Origin of the sequence: Sphingopyxis sp. FD7 (genome assembly GCF_003609835.1) — a bacterium.
Classification (GTDB): domain Bacteria; phylum Pseudomonadota; class Alphaproteobacteria; order Sphingomonadales; family Sphingomonadaceae; genus Sphingopyxis.
Genome location: NZ_AP017898.1, coordinates 2,426,654 through 2,449,216 on the forward strand (window position 1 = coordinate 2,426,654; position 22,563 = coordinate 2,449,216).

At 65.8% G+C, this 22,563-nt stretch carries 22 protein-coding genes; 11 read left to right on the plus strand and 11 right to left on the minus strand.

All coding sequences use genetic code 11. The annotated features are described in order from the left end of the window. The first annotated feature begins 75 nt into the window (after positions 1 to 75). Positions 76 to 1,350, plus strand: coding sequence for a Na+/H+ antiporter NhaA (gene nhaA / locus SPYCA_RS11535; protein WP_120220547.1), 1,275 nt, complete (start codon positions 76 to 78; stop codon positions 1,348 to 1,350). A gap of 9 nt (positions 1,351 to 1,359) precedes the next feature. Then, positions 1,360 to 2,712 carry a hypothetical protein gene (locus SPYCA_RS11540; RefSeq protein WP_120220549.1) on the plus strand — a complete coding sequence of 451 codons (1,353 nt, stop codon included), beginning with the start codon at positions 1,360 to 1,362 and terminating at the stop codon, positions 2,710 to 2,712. A 116-nt stretch (positions 2,713 to 2,828) separates the two neighbouring features. Here SPYCA_RS11540 and SPYCA_RS11545 read toward each other — a convergent pair whose 3' ends face one another. Beyond that, complete coding sequence (locus tag SPYCA_RS11545; protein WP_120220551.1) at positions 2,829 to 4,568, minus strand: N-acyl-D-amino-acid deacylase family protein; 1,740 nt, start codon at positions 4,566 to 4,568, stop codon at positions 2,829 to 2,831. Between the two features lie 293 nt (positions 4,569 to 4,861). Between SPYCA_RS11545 and SPYCA_RS11550 the strand changes: the two genes are divergently transcribed. The 3 genes from SPYCA_RS11550 to SPYCA_RS11560 all read left to right on the plus strand — a co-directional run bounded on the left by SPYCA_RS11550 (position 4,862) and on the right by SPYCA_RS11560 (position 8,485). Next, positions 4,862 to 5,605, plus strand: a complete 744-nt coding sequence (locus SPYCA_RS11550) for a class I SAM-dependent methyltransferase (RefSeq protein WP_120220553.1) — start codon at positions 4,862 to 4,864, stop codon at positions 5,603 to 5,605. Positions 5,606 to 5,795: 190 nt separating this feature from the next. After that, complete coding sequence (locus tag SPYCA_RS11555) at positions 5,796 to 6,830, plus strand: LacI family DNA-binding transcriptional regulator (protein ID WP_120220555.1); 1,035 nt, start codon at positions 5,796 to 5,798, stop codon at positions 6,828 to 6,830. Between the two features lie 152 nt (positions 6,831 to 6,982). Further along, on the plus strand, positions 6,983 to 8,485 hold the full coding sequence (locus tag SPYCA_RS11560; protein WP_120220557.1) for an MFS transporter: 1,503 nt from the start codon (positions 6,983 to 6,985) through the stop codon (positions 8,483 to 8,485). 179 nt (positions 8,486 to 8,664) lie between these two features. Here the strand turns inward: SPYCA_RS11560 and SPYCA_RS11565 are convergent, their stop codons facing one another. The 3 genes from SPYCA_RS11565 to SPYCA_RS11575 are packed head-to-tail and all read right to left on the minus strand — an operon-like array spanning position 8,665 to position 10,765. Then, positions 8,665 to 9,147, minus strand: coding sequence for a DUF2721 domain-containing protein (locus SPYCA_RS11565; RefSeq protein ID WP_120220558.1), 483 nt, complete (start codon positions 9,145 to 9,147; stop codon positions 8,665 to 8,667). After that, positions 9,147 to 9,557 carry a DUF4345 family protein gene (locus SPYCA_RS11570; RefSeq protein WP_120220560.1) on the minus strand — a complete coding sequence of 137 codons (411 nt, stop codon included), beginning with the start codon at positions 9,555 to 9,557 and terminating at the stop codon, positions 9,147 to 9,149. The genes SPYCA_RS11565 and SPYCA_RS11570 overlap by 1 nt, the downstream gene beginning before the upstream one ends. After that, complete coding sequence (locus SPYCA_RS11575) at positions 9,557 to 10,765, minus strand: LL-diaminopimelate aminotransferase (protein ID WP_120220562.1); 1,209 nt, start codon at positions 10,763 to 10,765, stop codon at positions 9,557 to 9,559. Before SPYCA_RS11575 ends, SPYCA_RS11570 begins: the two co-directional genes overlap by 1 nt. A 115-nt stretch (positions 10,766 to 10,880) precedes the next feature. Here SPYCA_RS11575 and SPYCA_RS11580 point away from each other — a divergent pair, with 115 nt between their 5' ends. Next, positions 10,881 to 12,650 (plus strand): PHA/PHB synthase family protein, encoded by a 1,770-nt coding sequence (locus tag SPYCA_RS11580; RefSeq protein WP_120220564.1) that lies wholly within the window; start codon positions 10,881 to 10,883, stop codon positions 12,648 to 12,650. Between the two features lie 10 nt (positions 12,651 to 12,660). On the opposite strand, the gene SPYCA_RS19575 is transcribed toward SPYCA_RS11580, so the two are convergent. Then, the gene (locus SPYCA_RS19575; protein WP_232003279.1) at positions 12,661 to 13,083 is read right to left on the minus strand and encodes a hypothetical protein; all 423 of its coding nucleotides are present in this window, start codon (positions 13,081 to 13,083) and stop codon (positions 12,661 to 12,663) included. On the opposite strand from SPYCA_RS19575, the gene SPYCA_RS19580 reads away from it, so the two are divergent. Beyond that, positions 13,073 to 13,519: a phasin family protein gene (locus SPYCA_RS19580; RefSeq protein ID WP_232003280.1), complete on the plus strand. Its 447-nt coding sequence runs from the start codon at positions 13,073 to 13,075 to the stop codon at positions 13,517 to 13,519. The genes SPYCA_RS19575 and SPYCA_RS19580 overlap by 11 nt on opposite strands. 192 nt (positions 13,520 to 13,711) lie before the next feature. Next, positions 13,712 to 14,077: an ATP-dependent Clp protease adapter ClpS gene (gene clpS, locus SPYCA_RS11590; RefSeq protein ID WP_172595050.1), complete on the plus strand. Its 366-nt coding sequence runs from the start codon at positions 13,712 to 13,714 to the stop codon at positions 14,075 to 14,077. Between the two features lie 15 nt (positions 14,078 to 14,092). On the opposite strand, the gene SPYCA_RS11595 is transcribed toward clpS, so the two are convergent. Further along, positions 14,093 to 14,623 carry a winged helix-turn-helix transcriptional regulator gene (locus tag SPYCA_RS11595; RefSeq protein ID WP_120220569.1) on the minus strand — a complete coding sequence of 177 codons (531 nt, stop codon included), beginning with the start codon at positions 14,621 to 14,623 and terminating at the stop codon, positions 14,093 to 14,095. Positions 14,624 to 14,726: 103 nt separating this feature from the next. On the opposite strand from SPYCA_RS11595, the gene SPYCA_RS11600 reads away from it, so the two are divergent. From SPYCA_RS11600 to murA, 3 genes are all read left to right on the plus strand, one after another. Then, entirely contained in the window at positions 14,727 to 15,452 is a 726-nt protein-coding gene (locus SPYCA_RS11600) for an SDR family oxidoreductase (RefSeq protein ID WP_120220571.1), read from the plus strand. Next, on the plus strand, positions 15,446 to 16,051 hold the full coding sequence (locus SPYCA_RS11605) for a 2-hydroxychromene-2-carboxylate isomerase (RefSeq protein WP_120220573.1): 606 nt from the start codon (positions 15,446 to 15,448) through the stop codon (positions 16,049 to 16,051). Before SPYCA_RS11600 ends, SPYCA_RS11605 begins: the two co-directional genes overlap by 7 nt. Before the next feature lie 162 nt (positions 16,052 to 16,213). Continuing rightward, entirely contained in the window at positions 16,214 to 17,497 is a 1,284-nt protein-coding gene (murA, locus tag SPYCA_RS11610; protein ID WP_120220575.1) for a UDP-N-acetylglucosamine 1-carboxyvinyltransferase, read from the plus strand. Here murA and SPYCA_RS11615 read toward each other — a convergent pair. The 5 genes from SPYCA_RS11615 to SPYCA_RS11635 all read right to left on the minus strand — a co-directional run bounded on the left by SPYCA_RS11615 (position 17,484) and on the right by SPYCA_RS11635 (position 22,458). Beyond that, positions 17,484 to 18,764: an alpha/beta hydrolase family protein gene (locus SPYCA_RS11615; protein ID WP_120220577.1), complete on the minus strand. Its 1,281-nt coding sequence runs from the start codon at positions 18,762 to 18,764 to the stop codon at positions 17,484 to 17,486. The genes murA and SPYCA_RS11615 overlap by 14 nt on opposite strands. Before the next feature lie 46 nt (positions 18,765 to 18,810). Further along, positions 18,811 to 19,770, minus strand: coding sequence for a DMT family transporter (locus SPYCA_RS11620; protein WP_120220579.1), 960 nt, complete (start codon positions 19,768 to 19,770; stop codon positions 18,811 to 18,813). After that, positions 19,767 to 20,777, minus strand: coding sequence for a threonine aldolase family protein (locus SPYCA_RS11625; protein ID WP_120220581.1), 1,011 nt, complete (start codon positions 20,775 to 20,777; stop codon positions 19,767 to 19,769). Before SPYCA_RS11625 ends, SPYCA_RS11620 begins: the two co-directional genes overlap by 4 nt. 85 nt (positions 20,778 to 20,862) lie before the next feature. Beyond that, a complete protein-coding gene (locus SPYCA_RS11630; protein WP_120220583.1) occupies positions 20,863 to 21,048 on the minus strand; it encodes a hypothetical protein in 186 nt (61 codons plus the stop codon). A gap of 192 nt (positions 21,049 to 21,240) precedes the next feature. After that, on the minus strand, positions 21,241 to 22,458 hold the full coding sequence (locus SPYCA_RS11635; protein ID WP_120220585.1) for an argininosuccinate synthase: 1,218 nt from the start codon (positions 22,456 to 22,458) through the stop codon (positions 21,241 to 21,243). Between the last annotated feature and the right edge of the window lie 105 nt (positions 22,459 to 22,563).

Sequence of the window (22,563 nt, forward strand, 5' to 3'; positions counted from 1 at the left end):
GCTCATTTGTAAAGCAGCGCCCCCACCGCTAAGCAATTGTCACAACAGTTGACGAAACAAGGACATAATCCGCCCATGACCCGCCGTTTTCCGCCCCCTTCAGCGTTGCGCGATTTCCTCGAAAGCGAAAGCGCGGGCGGGATGCTGCTCATTTTCGCAGCCATTTTGGCGATGATTGTCGCCAATTCCCCATTGTCGGGCCTGTACCACGACCTGATTCATGCGGTGACGGGACCGGTGCTGACCGACAAGCTCGGCCCGATGACGGTCCATCTGTGGATCAACGACGGGTTGATGGCGGTATTTTTCCTGCTCGTCGGGCTGGAGATCAAGCGCGAGTTCGTCGACGGACGCCTCGCGAGCTGGGATCGTCGGCGCCTGCCCTTCATTGCCGCCGCGGCCGGCATGGCGGCGCCCGCCGCGCTTTACATGGCCTTCGTCGGCGGCGAGCCGGGGCTGGCGCAGGGCTGGGCGATCCCGGCGGCGACCGACATCGCCTTTGCCATGGGCGTGCTCGCGCTGCTCGGCAAGCGCGCGCCGACCTCGCTCAAGCTGTTCCTCGTCACCGTCGCGATCGTCGACGACATGGGCGCGGTCGCGATCATCGCGCTCTTCTATACCGCCAAGATCAACCTGATGGCACTTGGCGCCGCGGCGGCGATCCTTGGCGTCATGTTCGCGTGCAACCGCAGCGGGGTGAAGAACCTGCTCGTCTATATGCTCCTCTTCCTGCTGCTCTGGTATGCGATGCTGCTTTCGGGCGTCCATGCGACGATCGCCGGGGTACTCGCGGCGATGACGATCCCCTTCGAGCGCACGCCCGGCGCGCCCGACAGCCAGACCTCGCCGCTCCACCGGCTCGAACATGCGCTGCACCCGACGGTGGCCTTTGCAATCGTCCCGCTGTTCGGCTTTGCCAATGCGGGCGTCGACATGCGCGCGCTGGGCCTTGACCAGCTCTTTGCGCCCCTGCCGCTCGGCATCGCGGCGGGGCTGTTCCTGGGCAAGCAGATCGGCATTTTCGGCAGCGTCTGGCTGGCGGTCAAGCTCGGCATCGCCGGACGGCTGCGCGGCGCGACCTGGCTCCAGGTTTACGGCGTCGCGATGCTCTGCGGCATCGGGTTCACGATGAGCCTTTTCATCGGCAGCCTGGCCTTTCCGGGCAACGAGCTGCTGATCGAGGAGGCGAAGATCGGCATCCTCATGGGGTCGCTCGCGGCGGCGCTCGTCGGCTTTGCCGTGCTGCGCTTCGCTCCGCTCCATCCCGAACATAATGCCGTCGAATCCGCCTCGAGCGGAGAGATCGCCGCCGACGGCGATGTGCGTGACACGTCCGAAATGACCCGCTAGGCGAGCGATATGACCAAGCCGATCCCGCTTTTGCTGGTCGCAGCCACGATGCTGGCGGGATGCGCCGCCGGTCCCGCAAAGGCGCCTCCGGGCGAAACCGGCGTCGCGGCGCTCGACGTCCGCCGCACCGGCGCGGACGCCGCGGCCCTCGACGCCATCGCCGCCTCCTATCTTCGCCTCTCGCTCGAAATCGGCACGCATGAGCCGGGCTATATCGACGCCTATTACGGCCCCGCCGCGATCAAGGCCGCGGCCGAAGCCGACCCGCGCGACAAGGCGGCGCTGCTCGCCGCGACGCGCGCGCTGATGGCCGAGACCGACCGCACCGCGCGACGCCTCGATGACCCGCTCGCCAAGCGGCGCGCGGCTTTCCTGCGCGCCCAGCTTCGCGCCGCCGAAACGCGGCTGATGATGATGGAAGGCACGCGCTTCGCCTTCGTCGACGAGGCCGAGCGCCTGTTCGGCGTCCGCCCGCGGTTGAAACCGCTCGCGAGCTATGACACCGAACTCGCGAAGATCGACGCGCTCGTCCCCGGCCAAGGGCCGCTCGCCGACCGGGTCGAGGCCTATCTCGACGCCTTCACCATTCCCAAGGACCGGCTGCAACCGACCTTCGAGGCGGCGATCGCGCGCTGCCGCGGACGGAGCCTGGCGCATATCCCGATGCCGACGGGCGAGAGCTTTCGCCTGGAGTTTGTCACCGGCAAGAGCTGGAGCGGCTATAACTATTATCAGGGCGGCTATCACAGCCTGATCCAGGTCAACACCGACCTGCCGATCCGCCTGTCGCGCGCGCTCGATTTGGGCTGTCACGAAGGCTATCCGGGGCACCACCTCCTGAACATGAAACTGGAAGAGAAGCTGGTGAAGGAGCGCGGCTGGACCGAGTTCAGCGTCTATCCGCTCTACAGCCCGCAAAGCCTGATCGCCGAGGGCAGCGCCAATTACGGCATCGACCTTGCCTTTCCCGGCGACGCCAAGGCCGCGACCGAGCGCGACATATTGATGCCGATCGCCGGGATCGCGGCGCCCGCCGACGACCGCTACTGGCAACTGCTCGCGGCGATCGAGCGCGCTTCGGGAGCGCGGCTGACGATCGCGCAGCAATATCTCGATGGCGAAATCGACCGGCGGGCCGCGGTGGCGCTGACGCAGAAATATCTGCTGGTCTCGCAATCGCGCGCCGAACAATCGGTCCGCTTCACCGACCAGTATCGCAGCTATGTCATCAACTATGGCCTTGGCGAAGCGATGGTGCGTGCGCATGTCGAACGCGGCAAACCGTCGCGCGAGGAAATGTGGCGGCGCATGGAGCGGATCGTCAGCGAACCGACGCTGCCGTCCGATTTGCTGGCGCGGTGATCGAAAACTGCCGCCCATATAAACGACGTCATCCCGGCGAAGGCCGGGATCTCACCCTGGGATTGTGACGCACCAGCGAGATCCCGGCCTTCGCCGGGATGACGATCCGCTTGCGGTCATTCCGCCGCCAGCGCCATTTCGACGCGCTGCGGCCCGCGGATGACGCCGCCGGGGGTCGGGCCCTGCATCACGCCGTCGCGGAAGGTGATCTGACCCGACTTCACCGTCGCGACATAGCCGTCGGCCTTTTGCAGCAGGCGCTTGCCGCCCGCGGGCAGGTCGAAGGCGAGCCAGGGCTTGCCGAGTCTCAGCTTTTCCAGGTCGATGACGTTGAGGTCGGCGAGATAGCCCGGCGCGATCAGCCCGCGGTCTTCGAGGCCATAGAGCATCGCGGTGTCGCGGCACTGACGCTTGACCGCATGTTCGAGCGCGATGCGCCCGCGCGCGCGGTCGCGCACCCAATGCTGGAGCATGAAGGTCGGCGAGGCAGCGTCGCAGATCGTGCCGCAATGCGCGCCGCCGTCGGACAGGCTGTTCACCGTGTCGTCGGCCGCTTGCAGATCCTCGAGGAAATCGAGGTTGCCGTCGCGGTAGTTCAAAATCGGGAAATAGATGAAGCCCTTGCCGTCATCCTTCATCAAGAGGTCATAGGCATATTCACCCGGCGAAACCCCCGCCGCCGCGGCGCGCGCGGCGATGCTTTCGTCCATCTTCGGCTCGTAATTGAAATCGGGATCCATCTCGAACTGCACCGGCCAGCCGAGCGCGACGATTTTGAGGAAGTCGAGGATGTCGCTGTCGGGCCAGACATTTTCTTCCTCGATCATCCGCGTCTTGAACGCCGGGTCTTTGAGCTTCGCGAGCTGCTCGGCCCACGGCAGGCCTTCTATCTCGTTCCACGCGGGCTTGAAGCGGAAGGGATGCACCGTCCCCTGCCACGCCATGATGACGCCATTGCCGCGCAGCGCGATCTGCGCGACGATGTTCGCGCCGGTGGCGTTCTGGCGCCGCATTTCCTCGATCTGCTCTTCGAGCGGCAGTTCCTTGGCGATCGATTGCAGCGCGGCAAAGGTCACCGGCAGGCCGGTTTCGCGGCTGAGATCGCCCATCCACTGAAACTCGTTCCACTCGCGCTTCAAATCGCTCGCCATTTCGAACACGCCATAACCGACACGCCCCATCGCGCGGCCGATCGCGATCAGCTCCTCGGCGGTCGCGGTCGTGCCGGGGACGAGTTCGCCGTCGACCGACTTGTGGAGCACGGTGCGGCTCGTCGAAAAGCCGAGCGCGCCTGCGCGGATGCCTTCCTCGACGATCCGCGACATTTCGGCAATGTCGGCCTCGGTCGGGACCGCGCCGGGCTTTTCGCGGTCGCCGAGCACATAGGCGCGCACCGCGCCGTGCGGGACGTGGCAGGCGACATCGACCGTGCGCGGCAGCTTTTCCAGCGCGTCCATATATTCGGGGAAACTTTCCCAGTCCCACGTCATGCCCTCGGCGAGCGCCGTGCCGGGGATGTCCTCGACCCCCTCCATCAGCGAGATCAGCCAGTCGTGGCGATCGGGCCGCGCGGGGGCGAAGCCGACGCCGCAATTGCCCATCACGACGGTGGTGACGCCGTGCCAGCTCGACGGCGCCATTTCGGCGTCCCACGTCGCCTGTCCGTCATAATGGGTGTGGATGTCGACGAAGCCGGGCGTGACAATCTTGCCGCCGGCGTCGATTTCGTCGCGCCCGGCGCCCAGATTCGCGCCCACCGCGACGATCCGGTCGCCCTCCACCGCCACATCGGCGACAAAAGGCGCACCGCCCGTCCCGTCGACGACGGTGCCGCCGCGTATCACCAGATCATACATGTCCGTCTCCCGATTCTTTGGTCGATTTTTCGTTTCACGACGAAACCTATCATGGATTCGCGCGATGCCAAGGGCTGTCGAAGCCGCTTAAAGCCACAAAGGATACGCACGCGCGGCGTCAAACTGTGTCCTTTGTGGCTTTAAGCCAGGAAAGTCATTGGGCGGCTGGAAAGAGGCTGGCATCCGCGGACCAAGTAGGAAAGCTAAAAACAGCCGGTCGCGCGGTGCGATAAAGCGCGCGCGGTTGGCGCCGAGCTGTTATAGCGGTGCGATACACCAGAGGAGTCGATGCCATGATCCGTTCGCTCACCCTTGCCCTGCTGCTCGCCGCGAGCCAGCCCGTCGGCGCGCAGGCGGCCGCCCCGGACTATGCCGCGGCGCTCGCCGATCCGGCGCGCCCCGCCGCCGACCGGACCCGCGACGCCGCGCGCAAGCCCGCCGAGCTGCTCGCATTCGCCCAGATCGAACCCGGCGAAAAGGTGGGCGATTTCGTGATGGGCAGCGGCTATGTCACGCGCCTGCTCGCCGCCGCGGTCGGCCCGTCGGGGAAAGTCTATGGCTTCCAGCCCGCCGAGTTCATCGCTTTCCGCAAGCAATATGGCGACGACCAGGCGGCGGTCGATGCCGCCTATGACAATGTCGATGCGGTCGCCGGACCGTTCGCGGCGCCCGGCTTTCCCGAGCCGCTGGACACGATCATCACCGTGCAGAACTTCCACGACCTGTATCTCAAACCCTTCCCCGCCGGCACCGGCGACAAGGGCAGCGCGGCGCTGTTCGCCGCGCTGAAACCCGGCGGCACGCTGGTCGTCGTCGACCATAGCGCCGCCGAGGGCAGCGGCACGACGGCGGCGGACAGCCTGCACCGGATCGACAAGGCGGCGGTGGTCGCGGCGCTGACCAAGGCGGGCTTCGCGCTGGAGGCCGAAAGCCACATCTATCAGCGCGCCGACGATCCGCGCACCGCCAATGTCTTCGACGAGGCGATCCGCGGCAAGACCGACCAGTTCGCGCTGCGATTCCGCAAACCGGGGTGACGGAGCGCGCCGTCGGATCGGACTGCGCGAACGCCCTGAATCCACACGCGCGAACGGCTGTCGCCGAAATGTCACAGCAGCGCCGCCGTGACGTCGGCAACGGCTCTGACCATTGCGCCGCCTCCGCCAGCCGCTAAGTTCGGCGCCGAACAGCGCGCCGCCACGGGGGTGGCCGCGGCAGGAGAGGAGCATGGGGCGTCCGCCCTCGGGCAAGCCGACCAGCTTCGACATCGCCTATCTGGCGGGGGTGTCGCAGCCCACCGTGTCGCGCGCGCTGCGCGGCAGCAAGTCGGTGAGCGCCGCGACGCGCGCCAATATCGAGCGCATCGCGCGCGAGCTCAATTACACCGTCGACAAGAACGCCTCGAGCCTGCGGTCGCAGCGCACGCACACGCTCGCTTTGCTCTTTTTCGAGGATCCGACCCCCGACGACTCGATGATCAACCCCTTTTTCCTGTCGATGCTGGGGTCGATCACGCGGCAGTGTGCGCTGCGCGGCTATGACCTGCTCATCAGTTTCCAGCAGATGCACAATGACTGGCACGTCGATTATCAGGACAGCCACCGGTCCGACGGCATCATCCTTCTGGGCTATGGCGACTATCAGCTTTACCGCGAAAAGCTGGAACATCTGGTCGAGATGGACACCAAGTTCGTGCGCTGGGGATCGGTGTCGGAGGATGACATCGGGCTGACCGTGGGGTCGGACAATATCGGCGCGGGCGAACAGGCGGGCGAACATCTGATCGCGATCGGTCGGCGGCGCATCGCCTTCCTCGGCGACGCATCGGACCATGCGCCCGAGTTCCACGACCGATATCGCGGGCTTTGCCGGGCGATGCGCGCCGCGGGGATCGCGCCCGACCCCGCGTTGCAGCGCGACGCCGTTTCGTCCGAAGCGTCGGGCTATGCCGCCGCGAGGTCGCTGCTCGCGGGCGGCGCGCGCTTCGACGCCATCTTTGCCGCGAGCGACCTGATCGCGATCGGCGCGATGCGCGCGCTGACCGAAGCGGGGCTGACGATGCCGCAGGACGTTGCGATCATCGGCTTCGACGACATTCCCGCCGCCAACCTGACCTCGCCGACGCTGACGACCGTGATGCAGGACATGAAGGGCGCGGGCGAGCTGCTCGTCGACGCGCTGCTCCGCCGGATCGACGGTGCGGAAGCCGAGCGGCGGGTGCTGCCGACGCGGCTGGTGAAACGGCAGAGCACGGCGGTCTGAGAGGGGCGCGCGGGGGCGGGTTCCCGGCCTGCCTTCATTCGTCATCCCCACGTATTCGTATACGCAATCGGCCAAGCCGCTTGCCCTGCCCGCACCGCGCTGCAAAACCGGCAGGACAGAAGCCGCGCGCGCGGCTCGACGGGGAGAGACGCATGGACAAGCCGCGGCAGGGCTTTGCCGGCCTGTGGAACATCAGCTTCGGCTTTTTCGGCATCCAGATCGGCTTTGCGCTGCAAAATGCCAACATGAGCCGCATCTTCCAGTCGCTCGGCGAGGATATCGAGCGGCTGCCCGGCCTGTGGGTCGCCGCGCCGCTGACCGGGCTGCTCGTCCAGCCGATCGTCGGGCATCTGAGCGACAAGACATGGCTCGGCCGCCTCGGCCGACGCCGCCCCTATTTCCTGGCGGGCGCCGTCCTGGCCGCAATCGCCTTGTTCGCGATGCCCGAAAGCCCCGCCATCTGGTTCGCGGCGGCGATGCTCTGGCTGCTCGACGCCTCGCTCAACATTTCGATGGAGCCGTTTCGCGCCTTTGTCGGCGATATGCTGAGGAAGGACCAGCATAGCGCGGGCTATGCGGTGCAGACCGCCTTCATCGGTGCGGGCGCGGTCGTCGGATCGCTGTTTCCCGCGGCGATGGAGGCGATGGGGGTCGCCAATGTCGCACCACCGGGACAGATTCCCGACACGGTCAGATATGCCTTCTGGTTCGGCGGCGCCGCGCTGTTCCTGTCGGTGCTGTGGACGATCGTTTCGACGCGCGAATATGATCCGGCAACCATGGCGGGCTTTGCCGCGAGCGAACCGGCGTCGGCACCCCCGCCCGCGCACGACCTTGCGGAGCGCGGGCCAGGCAGCGCGCTTGCCTGGATCGCCGCAGGCGTTGCAGTCGCCGCGATTCAACAGCATTTCGCGCTGCTGCGCGAGGTGCTGCTGCTCGGCGCGCTGCTCATCGCCTATGGCATCGCCAGCATCGCCGCGATCCTGCTCGCGCGGCGCGGGCACCGCACCAATATGCTGGCGAGCATCATCGGCGATTTCGCCGGGATGCCGCTGCTGATGAAGCGCCTCGCGCTGGTGCAATTCTTCAGCTGGTCGGCGCTGTTCATCATGTGGATCAACACGACCCCGATCGTCGCCCAATATCATTATGGCGCGGTCGATGCCGCGAGCGCCGACTATCAGGCGGCGGCGAACTGGGTCGGCCAGCTGTTCGCCATCTATAACGGCGTCGCCGCGGTGGCGGCGCTGACGCTGCTGCCATGGCTTTCGCGGCGGCTGGGGCAGGCGCCGACGCACATGATCGGCCTCGGCTGCGGCGCGATCGGCTTTGCGAGCTTCTTCGTGCTGCGCGACCCCGCATTGCTGATCGTCAGCGAAATCTTCATCGGCATCTTCTGGGCCTCGGTGCTCGCCATGCCCTATGCGATCCTTGCGTCGAGCCTGCCGCAGGCAAAGCTCGGCATCTATATGGGGCTGTTCAACGTCTTTATCGTGATCCCGCAGCTGCTCGTCGCGGCGCTGATGGGATCGGCGATGCAGGCCTTTTTCCCCGGCGAGCCCATCTATACGATGGCCTTTGCGGCGACGACGCTGCTGCTTGCGATCGCCGCCATGGCGCGCATCGTCCCGATGCTTGCCCGACAAGGCGGCTGAACCGGGCGGGTCGTCGCCCGGGATGCCCGGTGGCGCGCGTCGCCTGCCAACCCCGAAATGATGCCGGTCAAGGCCCGTCCGCCAAGATCGCCAGGATTCCAGTTTCAGTGAGATTGAAGCGACGAGATCGTGCAGCGAGCCGCGCCGGGCGCGTCGCTTCAATCTCTCTGAAACAGCGTCTAGCGTCCGCCCTGCCGCTTGCGCCAGCCCATTTCTTCCAGTTCGAGCAATTCGAGCGGGACGTGGATCGTCCGCGTCGCGAGCCGCACCTCGACGAGAAAGAGCAGCAACGAGGCCAGCAGCAGCAGCATCGCCAGCGCAAACACCCACGCCGCCGCGGCGCCGAGATTGAAACCGACGAACGCCTGCGCAAACAGCAGCGCGACGAGCAGGCAGACGACGATCCCGCACGCGACGGCCGCGGCGATCGAATTGTTGATGATGTCCATCCGCCGGTCGACGACACGCAGTTCGGCGACGAGCCGCTCATGTTCGCGCCCTTCGGTCGTGCCCCATTGCTCGATCAGCACGCGCGAACGGTCGACCACGCGCGCGAGCCGCCCGGTAAAGACATTGAGCAGGCTGCCGGTTGCGACCAGCAGGAACACCGGGGTCACCGAAAGCTGGATCGTCTGCGCGATGGCGTTGGCGTCGGGCGTCATCAAGGGTGCGTCCCCGCCGCCAGTCCGCGCAATATCCAGGCGGCCAGCGCGACGCCGACGATCTCGATCGCGAGCAGCGTCGCGAACAGCGGGTCGGGGGCCTGTCCAAGCGCGATCGCGGCGAGCCGCGCGAGCGCGACGCTTCCCGCCACCAGCGCCAGCACCCACAAGGCGGCCCGCACCGTCGCGTGGCGCCCGCCGAGCAGCGCCGTCGCCAGACCGACCCCGACGAACATGCCGCCATAAACGGTGCGGATTTCCATCACCGCCTTGGCCGAGGGCATCGCCACCTCGGCTTCGGCGGTCAGCGCGCCGGGGTCGGCAAAATAGCGCAGCCCGAGGAGCAGAAAGCCGACCCCGAACAGGGCGGTCAGGATGCGCCCCGCGCGTTCCAACCCGGCGCGCGTCATCAACTGGCCTTCGCCGGCGTGTTCATCCCCATCGAGGCGAAATATTTGCGCAGGTTGCGCGCCGCCTGGCGGATGCGTTGCTCGTTCTCGACCATGGCGATGCGCACAAAACCTTCGCCATCCTCGCCATAGCCGACGCCGGGGGCGACCGCGACCCCGGCGTGCGTCAGCAGCTGCTTGGAAAACTCGAGGCTGCCCATGTCCTTGAGCGCGGGCGGCAACGGCGCCCAGGCGAACATCGACGCGGGCGGGCTGGGAATGTCCCACCCCGCGCGGCCGAAGCTTTCGACCATGACGTCGCGGCGCTTCTGATAGAGCAGTCGGTTCTTTTCGACGATGTCCTGCGGCCCGTTCAGCGCGGCGCAGGCCGCGGCCTGAATCGGCGTGAAAGCCCCATAGTCGAGGTATGACTTCACGCGCGTCATCGCCGCGATCAGCCGTTTGTTGCCGACCGCAAAACCCATGCGCCAGCCCGCCATCGAATAGGTTTTCGACATCGAGGTGAACTCGATCGCGACGTCCTTTGCGCCCGGCACCTGCAGGATCGAGGGCGTCGGGTTGCCGTCGTAATAAAGCTCCGAATAGGCAAGATCGCTGAGCACCCAGACCTTATTCTCCCTCGCCCACGCGACCAAGCGTTCGTAGAAGGCCAGGTCGACGGCTTCGGCGGTCGGGTTCGACGGATAATTGACCACCAGGATCGACGGGCGCGGCACGGTGAATGCCATCGCGCGGTCGAGCGCGCGCCAGTAATTCTCATCGGGAGTCGTCGGCACGCTGCGGATCGTCGCGCCGGCGATGATGAATCCGAAGGTATGAATGGGATAGCTGGGGTTCGGCGCCAGCACGACGTCGCCGGGGCCGGTGATCGCCGTCGCGAGGCTCGCCAGCCCCTCCTTCGATCCCATGGTCACCACGACTTCGCTTTCGGGGTCGAGATCGACGTTGAAGCGGCGACCGTAATAATTGGCCTGCGCGCGGCGAAGGCCCGGAATGCCTTTCGACTGCGAATAGCCGTGCGCATCGGGCTTGCGCGCGACCTCGCACAATTTGTCGATCACATGGTCGGGCGGCGGCAGGTCGGGGTTGCCCATCCCGAGGTCGATGATGTCCTCTCCCGCGGCCCGCGCGGCCGCTCGCATCGCATTGACTTCGGCGATGACATAGGGCGGCAGGCGCTTGATGCGATAGAATTCATCGTCGGACATGGGAAACTAGAACAACTCCTTTGCATATGCGTTTGAAGGGCCGCGAACGGCGCCTCGCCAGCCGCGACGCGGCTTGTTATAGGGATTCTCACGGCACTGACCAGCAGGAACCAGCATGACCGACATGGGCGAGGACAAGACGAGCGACGCGGCGAATCCCTTCATGCCTTCGCCCGACGACGTGCAACATTGGGCCAGCGTGATGGGCCGGGCGCAGCAGATGATGCTCGACTATGCGCTGAGCCAGGCGAACCAGGGAAACAGCGCGGCGGCGCTGTTCGACCCCGCCGGTTGGCTGCAAAACCCGACGACGAAGCTATGGGCCGAACAATCGGCAAGGATGTGGGAACAGGGCGCGGCCTTCTGGACCTCGCTCGCAACGCTCCAGCCCTCCCTGACGCCCGACACCGACGCGCCGAGGGACAAGCGATTCGCCGACCCCGACTGGACGGCCAACCCGGTCTTCGCGCTGATCCGCCAGACCTATGGCCTGCTCGCCGAACAATTGCTCGCGACCACCCGCAACATCCAGGGAATCGACGAACAGGCGCGCGCCAGGCTGGAGTTCGCCGCGAAGAATATGGCCGAGGCGCTGTCGCCTTCCAATCTCGCGATCACCAATCCCGAGGTGATCAAGCGCGCGGTCGAAACGCGCGGCGAAAGCCTGCTCAAAGGGTTGGGGCATATGCTTTCCGACCTGTCGCGCGGGCAGCTTTCGCACGTCGATCCCGAAGCCTTCGAGGTCGGCGTCAATATCGCGACGACGCCGGGCAAGGTCATTCACGAAACCGATCTGTACCAGCTCATCCAATATGATCCGGCGACGAAGGACGTCTTCACCGTCCCGCTCGTCATCTTTCCGCCGTGGATCAACCGATTCTATATTCTCGACCTCAATCCGCAGAAGAGCTTTGTCAAATGGGCCACCGAACAGGGGCTGACCGTGTTCATGGTGTCGTGGAAATCGGCCGATGCGACGATGAGCGAGATCGTCTGGGACGATTATGTGGCGGCCGAGGTCGATGCGATCGACACGGTACGCGACCTGCTGGGCGTCCCGCATGTCCACACCATCGGCTATTGCGTCGCGGGCACGACGCTCGCCGCGACGCTGGCGATGCTCGCCGCGCACGGCGAGGCCGACAAGGTGAAATCGGCGACCTTCTTTACCGCGCAGGTCGATTTCGAGCTGGCGGGCGACCTCAAGCTGTTCGTCGACGATGCCTATCTGGCGCTGCTTCAGCAATTGTCGGCGCCCGGCTATCTCGACGGGCGCTATATGGCGGCCACTTTCAACAGCCTGCGCGGGCGCGACCTCATCTGGAACTATGTCGTCAGCAATTACCTGCTCGGCAACGATTATCCGCCCTTCGACCTGCTCTATTGGAACGGCGACACCACCAACCTGCCGGCGAAGTGGCACCGCCAGTATCTGACCGACCTGTATCGCGACAACCGGCTGGTCATCCCGAACAGCCTGTCGGTGTGCGGCACGCCGATCGACCTTCGGAAAATCGCCGTCCCCGCCTATATCCAGGCTGGACGCGAAGATCATATCGCGCCGGCGGTCAGCGTGTGGCGGATGATGCACCATCTGTCGGGGCCCAAAACCTTTCTGCTCGCCGGGTCGGGACATATAGCGGGGGTCGTCAACCCGCCCGCCGCGGGCAAATATCAATACTGGACCGGCGACAATGACGCGGCGTCACTCGACGATTTCGTGGCGGGCGCCACCGAAACCAAGGGCAGCTGGTGGCCGCACTGGATCGACTGGATCGCCGCACAGGACGACAGAAAGATTCCCGCCAAGGGCGCGCGCATTCCCGGCAAGGGGCGCCGCAAGGCGATCGAGGACGCGCCCGGACGCTACGTCAAACTGCGGTAATATCCTGCCGCTAGACTGACATCGGGCCGGGATTCTCGATTTTTTGTGCGCTGCACAAAAATAGTCTTGAAATCGCCGATCCGCTCCTATATTGTGCAGTGCAACATAAAGGAGTTGTCCCGATGGCTACCAAGATGGATAGTGCCGAAAAGGCTTTTGAAGCCGCGACGCTGGAAACCGCCGCCAAGCCGGTGGCGACTCCTGCGGCCCCGGCGCCCACCGCTGCGCCGACAACGGCGCCCACCGCGGCGCCAGCCAAGACGAAGCCGGTGAAGGCGAAAGCCAAGCCGGTTGCCAGGAAAGCGGCTGCCCCCAGGGCCGCCGCCAAAAAAGCCGCCCCCGCGAAGGCGGCCGTGAAGACAATTGCCCCCAAGGCTGCGCCGAAGCCGGTCGCCGCCACCGTCAGCAAAGGATTGAAGAGCATGAACGACACCGTCAAGAAAATGGCCGAAGACGCCAAGACCCGCGCCGAAGCCCTGACCGCCGATTTCAACGAAAAGGCGAAGGAAGCCATGGCCAAGACCAGCAAGCTCGCCGAAGAAGCCGTCGAGTTCAACAAGGCCAACCTTGAAGCGCTTGTCGAATCGGGCAAGATCGCAGCCAAGGGCATGGAAACGCTCGGCCAGGAAGGCGTTGCCTTCGCCCGCAAGAGCTTTGAAGAGACGACCGCCGCGCTGAAGGGCTATACCGCCGTCAAGTCGCCGGCCGAATTCTTCAAGCTTTATGCCGAAAACAGCAAGAAGGCGTTCGACGCCGCCGTCGCGCAGACCTCGAAGACCAGCGAACTCGTCGTCAAGCTGACGAATGACAGCTTCGCGCCGATCTCGAACCGCGTTTCGGTCATCACTTCGAAGATGAAGGCCGCCTGAGCGCTTTCACCTTCCTCTCGTCGGCGCGGACACCTTCTTCCCCCTCCCCCCGTCTGCGCCGACGCCCCAAGGCCGCCCGCTTCCCCCCGGAAGCGGGCGGTTCTGGTCTGGCGCCAGCAGCCGCGCACGAAAAGGGGGTTAATGATCGCCGCGCCCCTTGCGATTCCGCCCCGGCTTGCGATATTCCGCCTGATGATGCTTCCCGCTTCGATCCCTCTTGCCGTCCGCGCCATGGCGGACAAGGACGACGACGCTACGGGCACCCCCGGCGTCGGCATCGCCACGCGTACGCGCGCGAAGCCCAAAAAGCCGTCGATGTACAAGGTGCTGTTGCTCAACGACGATTATACGCCGATGGAGTTCGTCGTGATGGTGCTGCAACGCTTTTTCAACATGGACATCGAACGCGCGACGCAGGTGATGCTGCACGTCCACCAGCAGGGCGTCGGCGTGTGCGGCGTGTTCAGCTATGAGGTTGCCGAAACCAAGGTCAATCAGGTGATGGACGCCGCGCGGCAGAACCAGCACCCGCTGCAATGCACGCTGGAAAAGGCCTGATCGACGGCCAATCGGTCATCCCGGCGAAGTCCGGGACGACGATGTCGAAACGCGCTGTCGGCCGCGAGCCGCCTGCTCGGCTCTGAGCGCCGACGAGGGCTCGCCTTTCAAATCACCATAGCGCAACACGTCTCCGCAGCCGGGGCAGACCGGCGATGTGCCGACGTCGGCGCCGCACGCACGGTGGACGTAACGGATCGCCGGACCGTCGCCCGTCTCGCCGTCGCGATAGGCCCAGCGCTCGGCCCAGCCGCGCATCGCATAGAGCACGCCGAACAGATCCTTGCCCTTGTCGGTCAGCCGATATTCGTGGCGCAGCGGACGGTCCTGATAGGGCCGGCGCGCCACCACCCCTTCATCCTCCAGCATCCTGAGGCGCGCCGACACCAGCTGCGGTCCCAGCCGCGTGTTCGCCGCGATCGCCTCGAACCGCCGCCGCCCGAAAAACAGCTCGCGCAGGATCAGCAACACCGCGCGGTCGCCGAGAATCTCGGCCGAGCGCCCGACGGGGCAGAATGTGTTCGACAAATCGGCGCGTTTCGGCATCAACCACCTTCCATCGCTGTCGTCGCACGACGATCTTCCCGGATGAAAAACCGCTTGTCACTATGATTATCATAGTTACTATCGCGGGCAAGAGGAGAGTCGCATGTCCGCAGCCGTCATCATCGGAGCCGGCGACGCCACCGGCGGCGCGATCGCGCGCGCGTTCGCCGCCGAAGGGCTCACCGCCTGCGTCAACCGCCGGACACGCAACGCCGATGCGCTCGAAGCCCTGGCGCAATCGATCCGCGACGCCGGACACCGCGCGCGCGCCTTCCCCGCCGATGCACGCGACGAAGCGGCGATGATCCGGCTGTTCGACACGGTCGAGGCCGAAGTCGGGCCCGTCGAGGTCGCGGTGTTCAACATCGGCGCCAACGTCAATTTCCCGATCGCCGAAACGACGCTGCGCGTTTACACAAAGGTGTGGGAGATGGCGTGCCTCGGCGGTTTCCTGATGGGCCGCGAAGCAGCCAAACGCATGGCGCCGCGCGGCCGCGGCACGATCCTCTTCACCGGGGCGACCGCATCCTTGCGCGGCGGAGCGGGCTATGCCGCCTTTTCGGGCGCCAAAGGCGCGCTCCGGATGCTCGCGCAGTCGATGGCGCGCGAGCTGGGGCCGCGGGGCATCCACGTCGCGCACATCGTCATCGACGGGGCGATCGACACCGACTTCATCAAGGGCCGCCATCCCGATTTCGACCATGCGAAGGCGCAGGATCTGATCCTGAACCCGGCGGCGATCGCCGCCAATTATGTGATGCTCCACAAACAGCCGAAAAGCGCCTGGACGCACGAGCTGGATCTTCGTCCATGGGGAGAGACATGGTGACCAGAGCCCTCGAACTCATTTTCGATTTCGGCAGCCCCAACGCCTATCTGGCGATGAAGGCGCTCCCCGACCTGCTCGACCGCACCGGCGCCGACCTTTTCATCACACCGTGCCTGCTCGGCGGCATCTTCAAGGCGACGGGCAACAAGGCGCCGATGGTGCAATATGCCGACGCGCCCGCGAAGCTCGCCTATGAAAATCTCGAAATGCGGCGTTTCATCGAGCACCATCGCCTGACACGCTTTCGCCTCAACCCGCATTTTCCCGTGAACACGCTGACGATCATGCGCGGCGCGATCGTCGCCGAGGATGAAGGCAATCTCGACGACTATATCGACGCGGTGAACCGGGCGATGTGGGAGGAAGGGCTGAAGATGGACGATGCCAACGTCATCGCGGCCTTCCTCTCGGCCAATGGTTTCGACGGTCCCGCGCTGCTCGCGCGCACGCAGGAGCCGGACATCAAGGCAAAGCTCGCCGCCAACACCGAAGCCGCGGTCGCGCGCGGCGTGTTCGGCATCCCGACCTTCTTCGTCGGCGAGGAAATGTTTTTCGGCAAGGACCGGCTGGGCCAGGTTGAAGAGGCCTTGCTCGGTTGACAATGGGCCGTGGCGGGGGCTGCTTCGGGGTGGATTCCGGCCGATCCTCTCCCGCAGGGGGAGGAGCGCCGCGTCCGCAATCGGCCGAAACCGGACATCGCCTTGACCGCCCCGACCACCGCACCGGCTTGCACGCCCCCGCGCATCGGCTAAAGACGCCCGATGGATCAAATCGTCATTCGCGGCGGCCAGCGACTCAAGGGCCGTATTCCCATCAGCGGCGCCAAGAACGCTGCGCTCACGTTGCTGCCCTGCGCGCTGCTCACCGACGAACCGCTGACCTTGCGCAACCTGCCGCGGCTCGCCGACGTCGACGGCTTCGGGCATCTGCTCAACCAGCTTGGTTGCTCGACGACGATCGAGGGTTCGCGGCCCGAGGATTTCGGCCGCGTGATGACCGCGCGCGCGACGACGCTGACCTCCACCGTCGCGCCCTATGACATCGTACGCAAGATGCGCGCCTCGATCCTCGTGCTCGGCCCGCTGCTCGCGCGCGCGGGCGAAGCGACGGTCAGCTTGCCCGGCGGCTGCGCGATCGGCAACCGCCCCATCGACCTGCACCTGAAAGCGCTCGAAGCATTCGGCGCCGAGATCGAACTCGCCTCGGGCTATGTGAAGGCCGTTGCCCCCGGCGGGCGGCTGGCGGGCGGCAAGTTCACCTTTCCCGTCGTGTCGGTCGGCGCGACCGAAAATGCCGTCATGGCGGCGGTGCTGGCCAAGGGGACGTGCGTGCTCGAAAATGCGGCGCGCGAGCCCGAGATCGTCGACCTGTGCAACTGCCTGGTCGCGATGGGCGCGCATATCGAGGGCATCGGCACCGAAACGCTGACGATCGAAGGCGTCGATCGCCTCCACGGCGCGACCTATCGCGTGATGGCCGACCGGATCGAGGCGGGGAGCTATGCCTGCGCCGCGGTGATCACCCAGGGCGATGTCGAGCTGGTCGGCGCCAAGGCGAGCGAAATGGAAGCGACGCTCGCGGCGCTGCGCGAAGCGGGCGCGAGCGTCGAGGACACCAAGGGCGGCCTCCGCGTCGCCATGTCGGGCCGCGCGCAGCCGGTCACGCTGTCGACCGCGCCCTACCCCGGCTTCGCGACCGACATGCAGGCGCAGTTCATGGCGATGGCGACGCTCGGCACCGGCGCGTCGCTGTTCACCGAGACGATCTTCGAGAATCGCTATATGCACGTTCCCGAACTCGCGCGCATGGGCTGCGACATTCAGGTCAAGGGCCGCACCGCGGTGGTGCGCGGGGTCGACCGGCTGATCGGCGCGCCGGTGATGGCGACCGATCTGCGCGCGTCGATGAGCCTCATCATCGCGGGCCTCGCCGCCGAGGGGCAAACCGAGGTCAACCGGGTCTATCATCTCGACCGCGGCTACGAGCGGCTGGAGGAAAAGCTCCAGGCCGTCGGCGCCGACATCGAACGGATCAGCGCGGGGTAGGCGTCAGCCTCTCTGCGCGGCCATAAGGCCCACGCGCCATACCCTTCATCCAGTCGCCGAGCAGCGTCAGATAGCCGTCGGCAATGCGCGTGTAGGTCCGCTTGCCATCGGGGCCGGTCGTGAACTCGATCATGCCATGGTCGGTGCCGGGGAAGAGATAGACGTCGATGGGTTGCCCCGCGGCCTGCAAGTCGGCCAGCGCGGCGCGCGTCGTTTCGATGGGCGCCTCGCGATCCTCGCCCGCGAGCACCCACAGGAGCGGCGTGCGAAGCCGACGGAGCGCCGCCACCGCGTCATAATCCCAGATCAGCTCGAGATTGTCGAAGCGCGCGCGGCCGATCCGGCGCAGCTCGGCGTCGGGCATCCGCAGGATCGTCCCGCTGTGCTCGCCCTGAATCTGTGCGGCCCAGGGCTTGCCCGCGAGCGCGGCGCGCGCGGCGTCCAGCTCGGTATAGCCGTCCCGGAAATATGACAGCAGCAGCTTCGCCGTCGCAGCCGACAGCTTGTTCACAAGCGTTTCAGCGTCCTTGCCCAGCCCCGCCGCGCGCACTTCGGAAATCATCTGCTCGCGATCTTCCTCGATCGGCGAGGCGACAAGGCCGAAACCGACCGCGACAAAATCGGCGGGAGTCAGCGTCGCGGCGAGCGGGGCGACCCAGCCGCCCTGGCTGCCGCCGAAAAAGCCCGCGCGCCCGCTATGTCCGGGCAGCATCGCGCGCGCCTGCCGGAGCGCGGCGGCGGCATCGCTCGCGAGCAGCTCGAAATTCTGCGTATATTCGCCCTCCGACTTGCCGGTGCCGCGCTTGTCGTAAACGAACACCGACAGGCCCTGCGCCGCCATCGCATAGCCATAGATGCCGCCGATCGGCGATGTGCGTTCGGAGCCGTGGACCATCACCACCAGCGGCCGCCCCGGATCGGCGCCGGGCGGTTCGATCAACATGCCCGCCAGCGCGCTTCCGGCGCTGTGGAAGGTGGCAGGGGTTTCACGGAAAGCGACGCGCGCCCACGTCTTCGCCCCGGCGCCCTGACCGATTCGCACGCCGTCGGGCGTGCAATCGAGCGGCGCTTCGGCGTCGCCCGTCGATCCGCGGCGCCCATCGCGGAACAGATAGCGCAGCCCGCCTGCCGGGTTGATCGTCGATTCCGCCAACGCGACAAAGTCGCCATCGGCGCTGCGATAGGCGCCCGCCTGACAGGATTCCTGTGCATGGGCAGGCTGGGCAAGGGTCATCGCGACGGCGAATGGGAACAATTTGCGTATCATGGCAGCGCTTTAGCGCTTGCCCCGATGCCGTCGCAACGGCTTTCGATCAACCGTCGGAATCGACCGGCAAGGAGACCATATTGCCGCTGACCGACGGACGCTCGGGACGCCTGGCGACCGCGATCACCAGCCCGATCAGCGCGACGATACCGCCCGCGACCGACAGCATCGCCCAGCGATAATCCTCGAACGCCGTCGAAAAGCCCATCGCGATGATCGGGATGAGCACGCTCGACCACGCCGCCTGCCCCGGCCCGACCGCACGGATGACGTTGAAGTAGAGGGGGAAGGTCACGGCGCTGGCGACGACGCCCAGATAGAGAACGCCGCCCAGATACACCGCCGTCGGCTCGACCACCGGCGGGCCGGTGGTGATCCACGCATAGGCGCCGTCGGCGAGCGCGCCGAACAGCATCGCCCAGCCGATCATCACGACCATTGATTGCGCGCGCGCGATCGCGGTGCCCTGCATGACATTGGCGATCGAGGCGCTCATCACGCCAGCGAGCGTCAGCGCGGTGCCGAGCAGCACCTCGCCCGCGCCCAGCGCCGCGGCGCGATATTCGTGCAGGATCATCAGGCCCACGCCGACGATCGCGATCCCCGCGCCGAGCAGAAAGCGCCCCTCCAGCGGTGTCTTGAGGAAAGCGCGTCCCATCAACGTATTGGGAACGATCAGCAGCGCGAACAGCACCGCGACAAGGCCCGACGTGATATGCTGCTCCGCCCGGTAGACGAAGTTGAAGTTCAGGGCGAATTGCGCGACCCCAAGTGCCGCGGCGAAGAGCATCGCGCGCTTGTCGAGCCGCAGCCGCTCGCCGCGGATGAGCGCAAAGGCGAACATCGCCGCGGCGGCGATGGCGAAGCGATAGGTCACCGACCAGCTGGGCGGCACGACGCCGAGCTGTCCCTTGATGACGATCCACGTCGACCCCCAGATCAGCGTCACCAGAAGGAAGGGCAACAGGACGCGCGGGCTGAGCAGCGTCGTCGGCGCGGCGCTCATAGCGCACCGATCGCGGCGGCGAGCGGCGCCACCGCTTCGGCGTCCTGATCCCAGCTGACGACAAGGCGCGCCGCGCCCTCGCCCCAGTCATAAAAGTCGAACCCCGCGCCGCGCAGCCGCGCCGCCTCGTCGGCGGTCAGGCGCACGAACAGTTCGTTGGCCTCGACCGGATACAGGAGGCGGCTGCCGCATGCGGCGGCCAGTTTCGCCGCGCCCGCATTGGCGGCGCGCGCATTGGCGAGCCACAGATCGTCCTTCAGCATCGCGCGAATCTGCGCCGCGACGAAGCGCCCCTTGCTCAGCAGATGCCCGCCGCGCTTCTTGAGTTCGCGCACCCCCGCGCCGCCGCTGCCGCCGAAAAAGACGATCGCTTCGGCCATCATCGCGCCATTCTTGGTAAAACCGAACGACAGCGCATCGACCCCGGCGCGCCATGTCACGTCGGCGGGCGCGCAGCCGAGGAAGGCGACGGCATTGGCGAAGCGCGCGCCGTCCATGTGCAGTTTCAACCCCTTGCGCTTGGCGATCTCGCTGATCTCCCCTATTTCCTGCGGCCGCCACGCCAGGCCATATTCGGTTGCGTTGGTGATGCTGACCGCGGCGGGCTGAACCTGATGCACGTCCTGGCGGATGCCCGCGATCCGCGCCTTCAGCGCCGCCGTGTCGATTTTCGCGCCGCGGCCGGGGAGCGGCATCAGCGTCGCACCGCCCGAATAAAAGGTCGGCGCGCCGCATTCATCGACCTCGATATGCGCTTCCTCGTAACAGAGAATCCCCTGCCACGGCCGCACGAAATGCGCGAGGATGATACTGTTCGCCGCGGTTCCGGTCGACACCCAGACAACCTCGCAGTCGGTTTCAAACAGGTCGGAAAAGGCCGCATCGAGCGACTGGCTGAGCGCGTCGCCGTCATAGGCGGTGTCGACATGGTTGGCGGCAACGAGCGCGTCCATCACGGCGGGATGGACGGTGGCGGCATTGTCCGAAAAGAAGCGGGTCGCAGTCATGCGCCGCGCCTTAGCGCAGGACGATGCCGCTTGCTAACGCTTCCTTTCGTCAAACTTCATCGTGGTTTGAGATGATTTGGCGCCGTCACCCACCGTCGAAGCGGTAGAGCATCTTGCCAAGCGAGCGCGAACGCCGGGTCAGGTAACGGCCAGGGCTGATCCAGCGTCGCTGGACGCCATAGCCATCGGCGATCAGCACCCGGCGCGGAAAGACGACATAGCATGGCCGCCAGTCATTATCATCATTTCCCGGGGCCTGGTTTTCGGACATGGGACATCACCTGCAACAGGACCGCCCCTCCGATATTTCCTTTATATTATCTTATATTTGGTTCGGGTACCGATAACGATGCGGCGTGACGGTGTCAGCCCCGCCTACACTCAACGCGGCGTTCAGCCGCTGCGTTCCGTCACCGTTTTGAAGGCCGGACGCGCCGAACCGAATGACCTCTGCCGCGCGCCCCTACCCGCCCTGTTTCGCGAGCAGTTTCAGCCGCAGCGCGTTGAGCTTGATGAAGCCGGCCGCGTCCTTCTGGTCATAGGCGCCGGCATCATCCTCGAAGGTCACATGGCGCTCGCTGTAGAGGCTGAACGGCGACTTGCGGCCGACGACACTTGCATTGCCCTTGTAGAGCTTCAGCCGCACCGTGCCGGTGACATTCGTCTGGCTGTGGTCGATCGCCGCCTGCAACATCGCGCGCTCGGGCGCGAACCAGAAGCCGTTGTAGATGAGCTCGGCATATTTGGGCATCAGCTCGTCTTTCAGGTGCGCGGCCCCGCGGTCGAGCGTGATGCTTTCGATTCCCCTATGAGCTCGAGCATAAATCTCGCCGCCCGGCGTCTCGTACATGCCGCGCGACTTCATGCCGACGAAGCGGTTTTCGACGAGGTCGAGGCGGCCGATGCCATGCTTGCGGCCAAGATCGTTCAATGCCGCCAGCAGCGTCGCGGGCGACATCGCCTGTCCGTTCAGCGCGACGCCGTCGCCGCGCTCGAAATCGATCGTGATATATTCGGGGGTGTCGGGCGCATCCTCCGGGTTCACCGTGCGCGAATAGACATAGTCCGGGGTTTCTTCCCACGGATCCTCGAGCACCTTGCCCTCCGACGAGGTGTGGAGCAGGTTGGCGTCGGTGCTGAACGGGCTTTCGCCGCGCTTGTCCTTCGGCACCGGAATCTGGTTCTTTTCGGCAAAGTCAATGAGCGCGGTGCGGCTGGTCAGATCCCATTCGCGCCACGGCGCAATGACCTTGATGTCGGGGTTGAGCGCATAGGCCGAAAGCTCGAAACGCACCTGGTCGTTGCCCTTGCCCGTCGCACCGTGCGCCACCGCGTCGGCGCCGGTTTCCTTCGCAATCTCGACCAGCCGCTTCGAGATGAGCGGACGCGCGATGGAGGTGCCAAGGAGGTAATCGCCCTCATAACGCGCATTGGCGCGCATCATCGGAAAGACGAAGTCGCGGACGAACTCCTCGCGCAGGTCGTCGATATAGATATGCTCGGGCTTGATCCCCATCAGCTCGGCCTTGGCGCGCGCGGGCTCCAGCTCTTCGCCCTGCCCCAGGTCGGCGGTGAAGGTCACGACCTCGCAGCCATAGGTGACCTGCAGCCATTTCAGGATGACGCTGGTGTCGAGACCGCCCGAATAGGCGAGGACGACGCGCTTGATGGAATCGGACATGGCTGCACCTTGAACGTAGGGATTGACGCGGGCGCGGCTAGCAGTCCTTCCCCCACGACGCAACGCCTGCTCGCGAAGAGAAATCACAGCCATGGCTGCGGAACG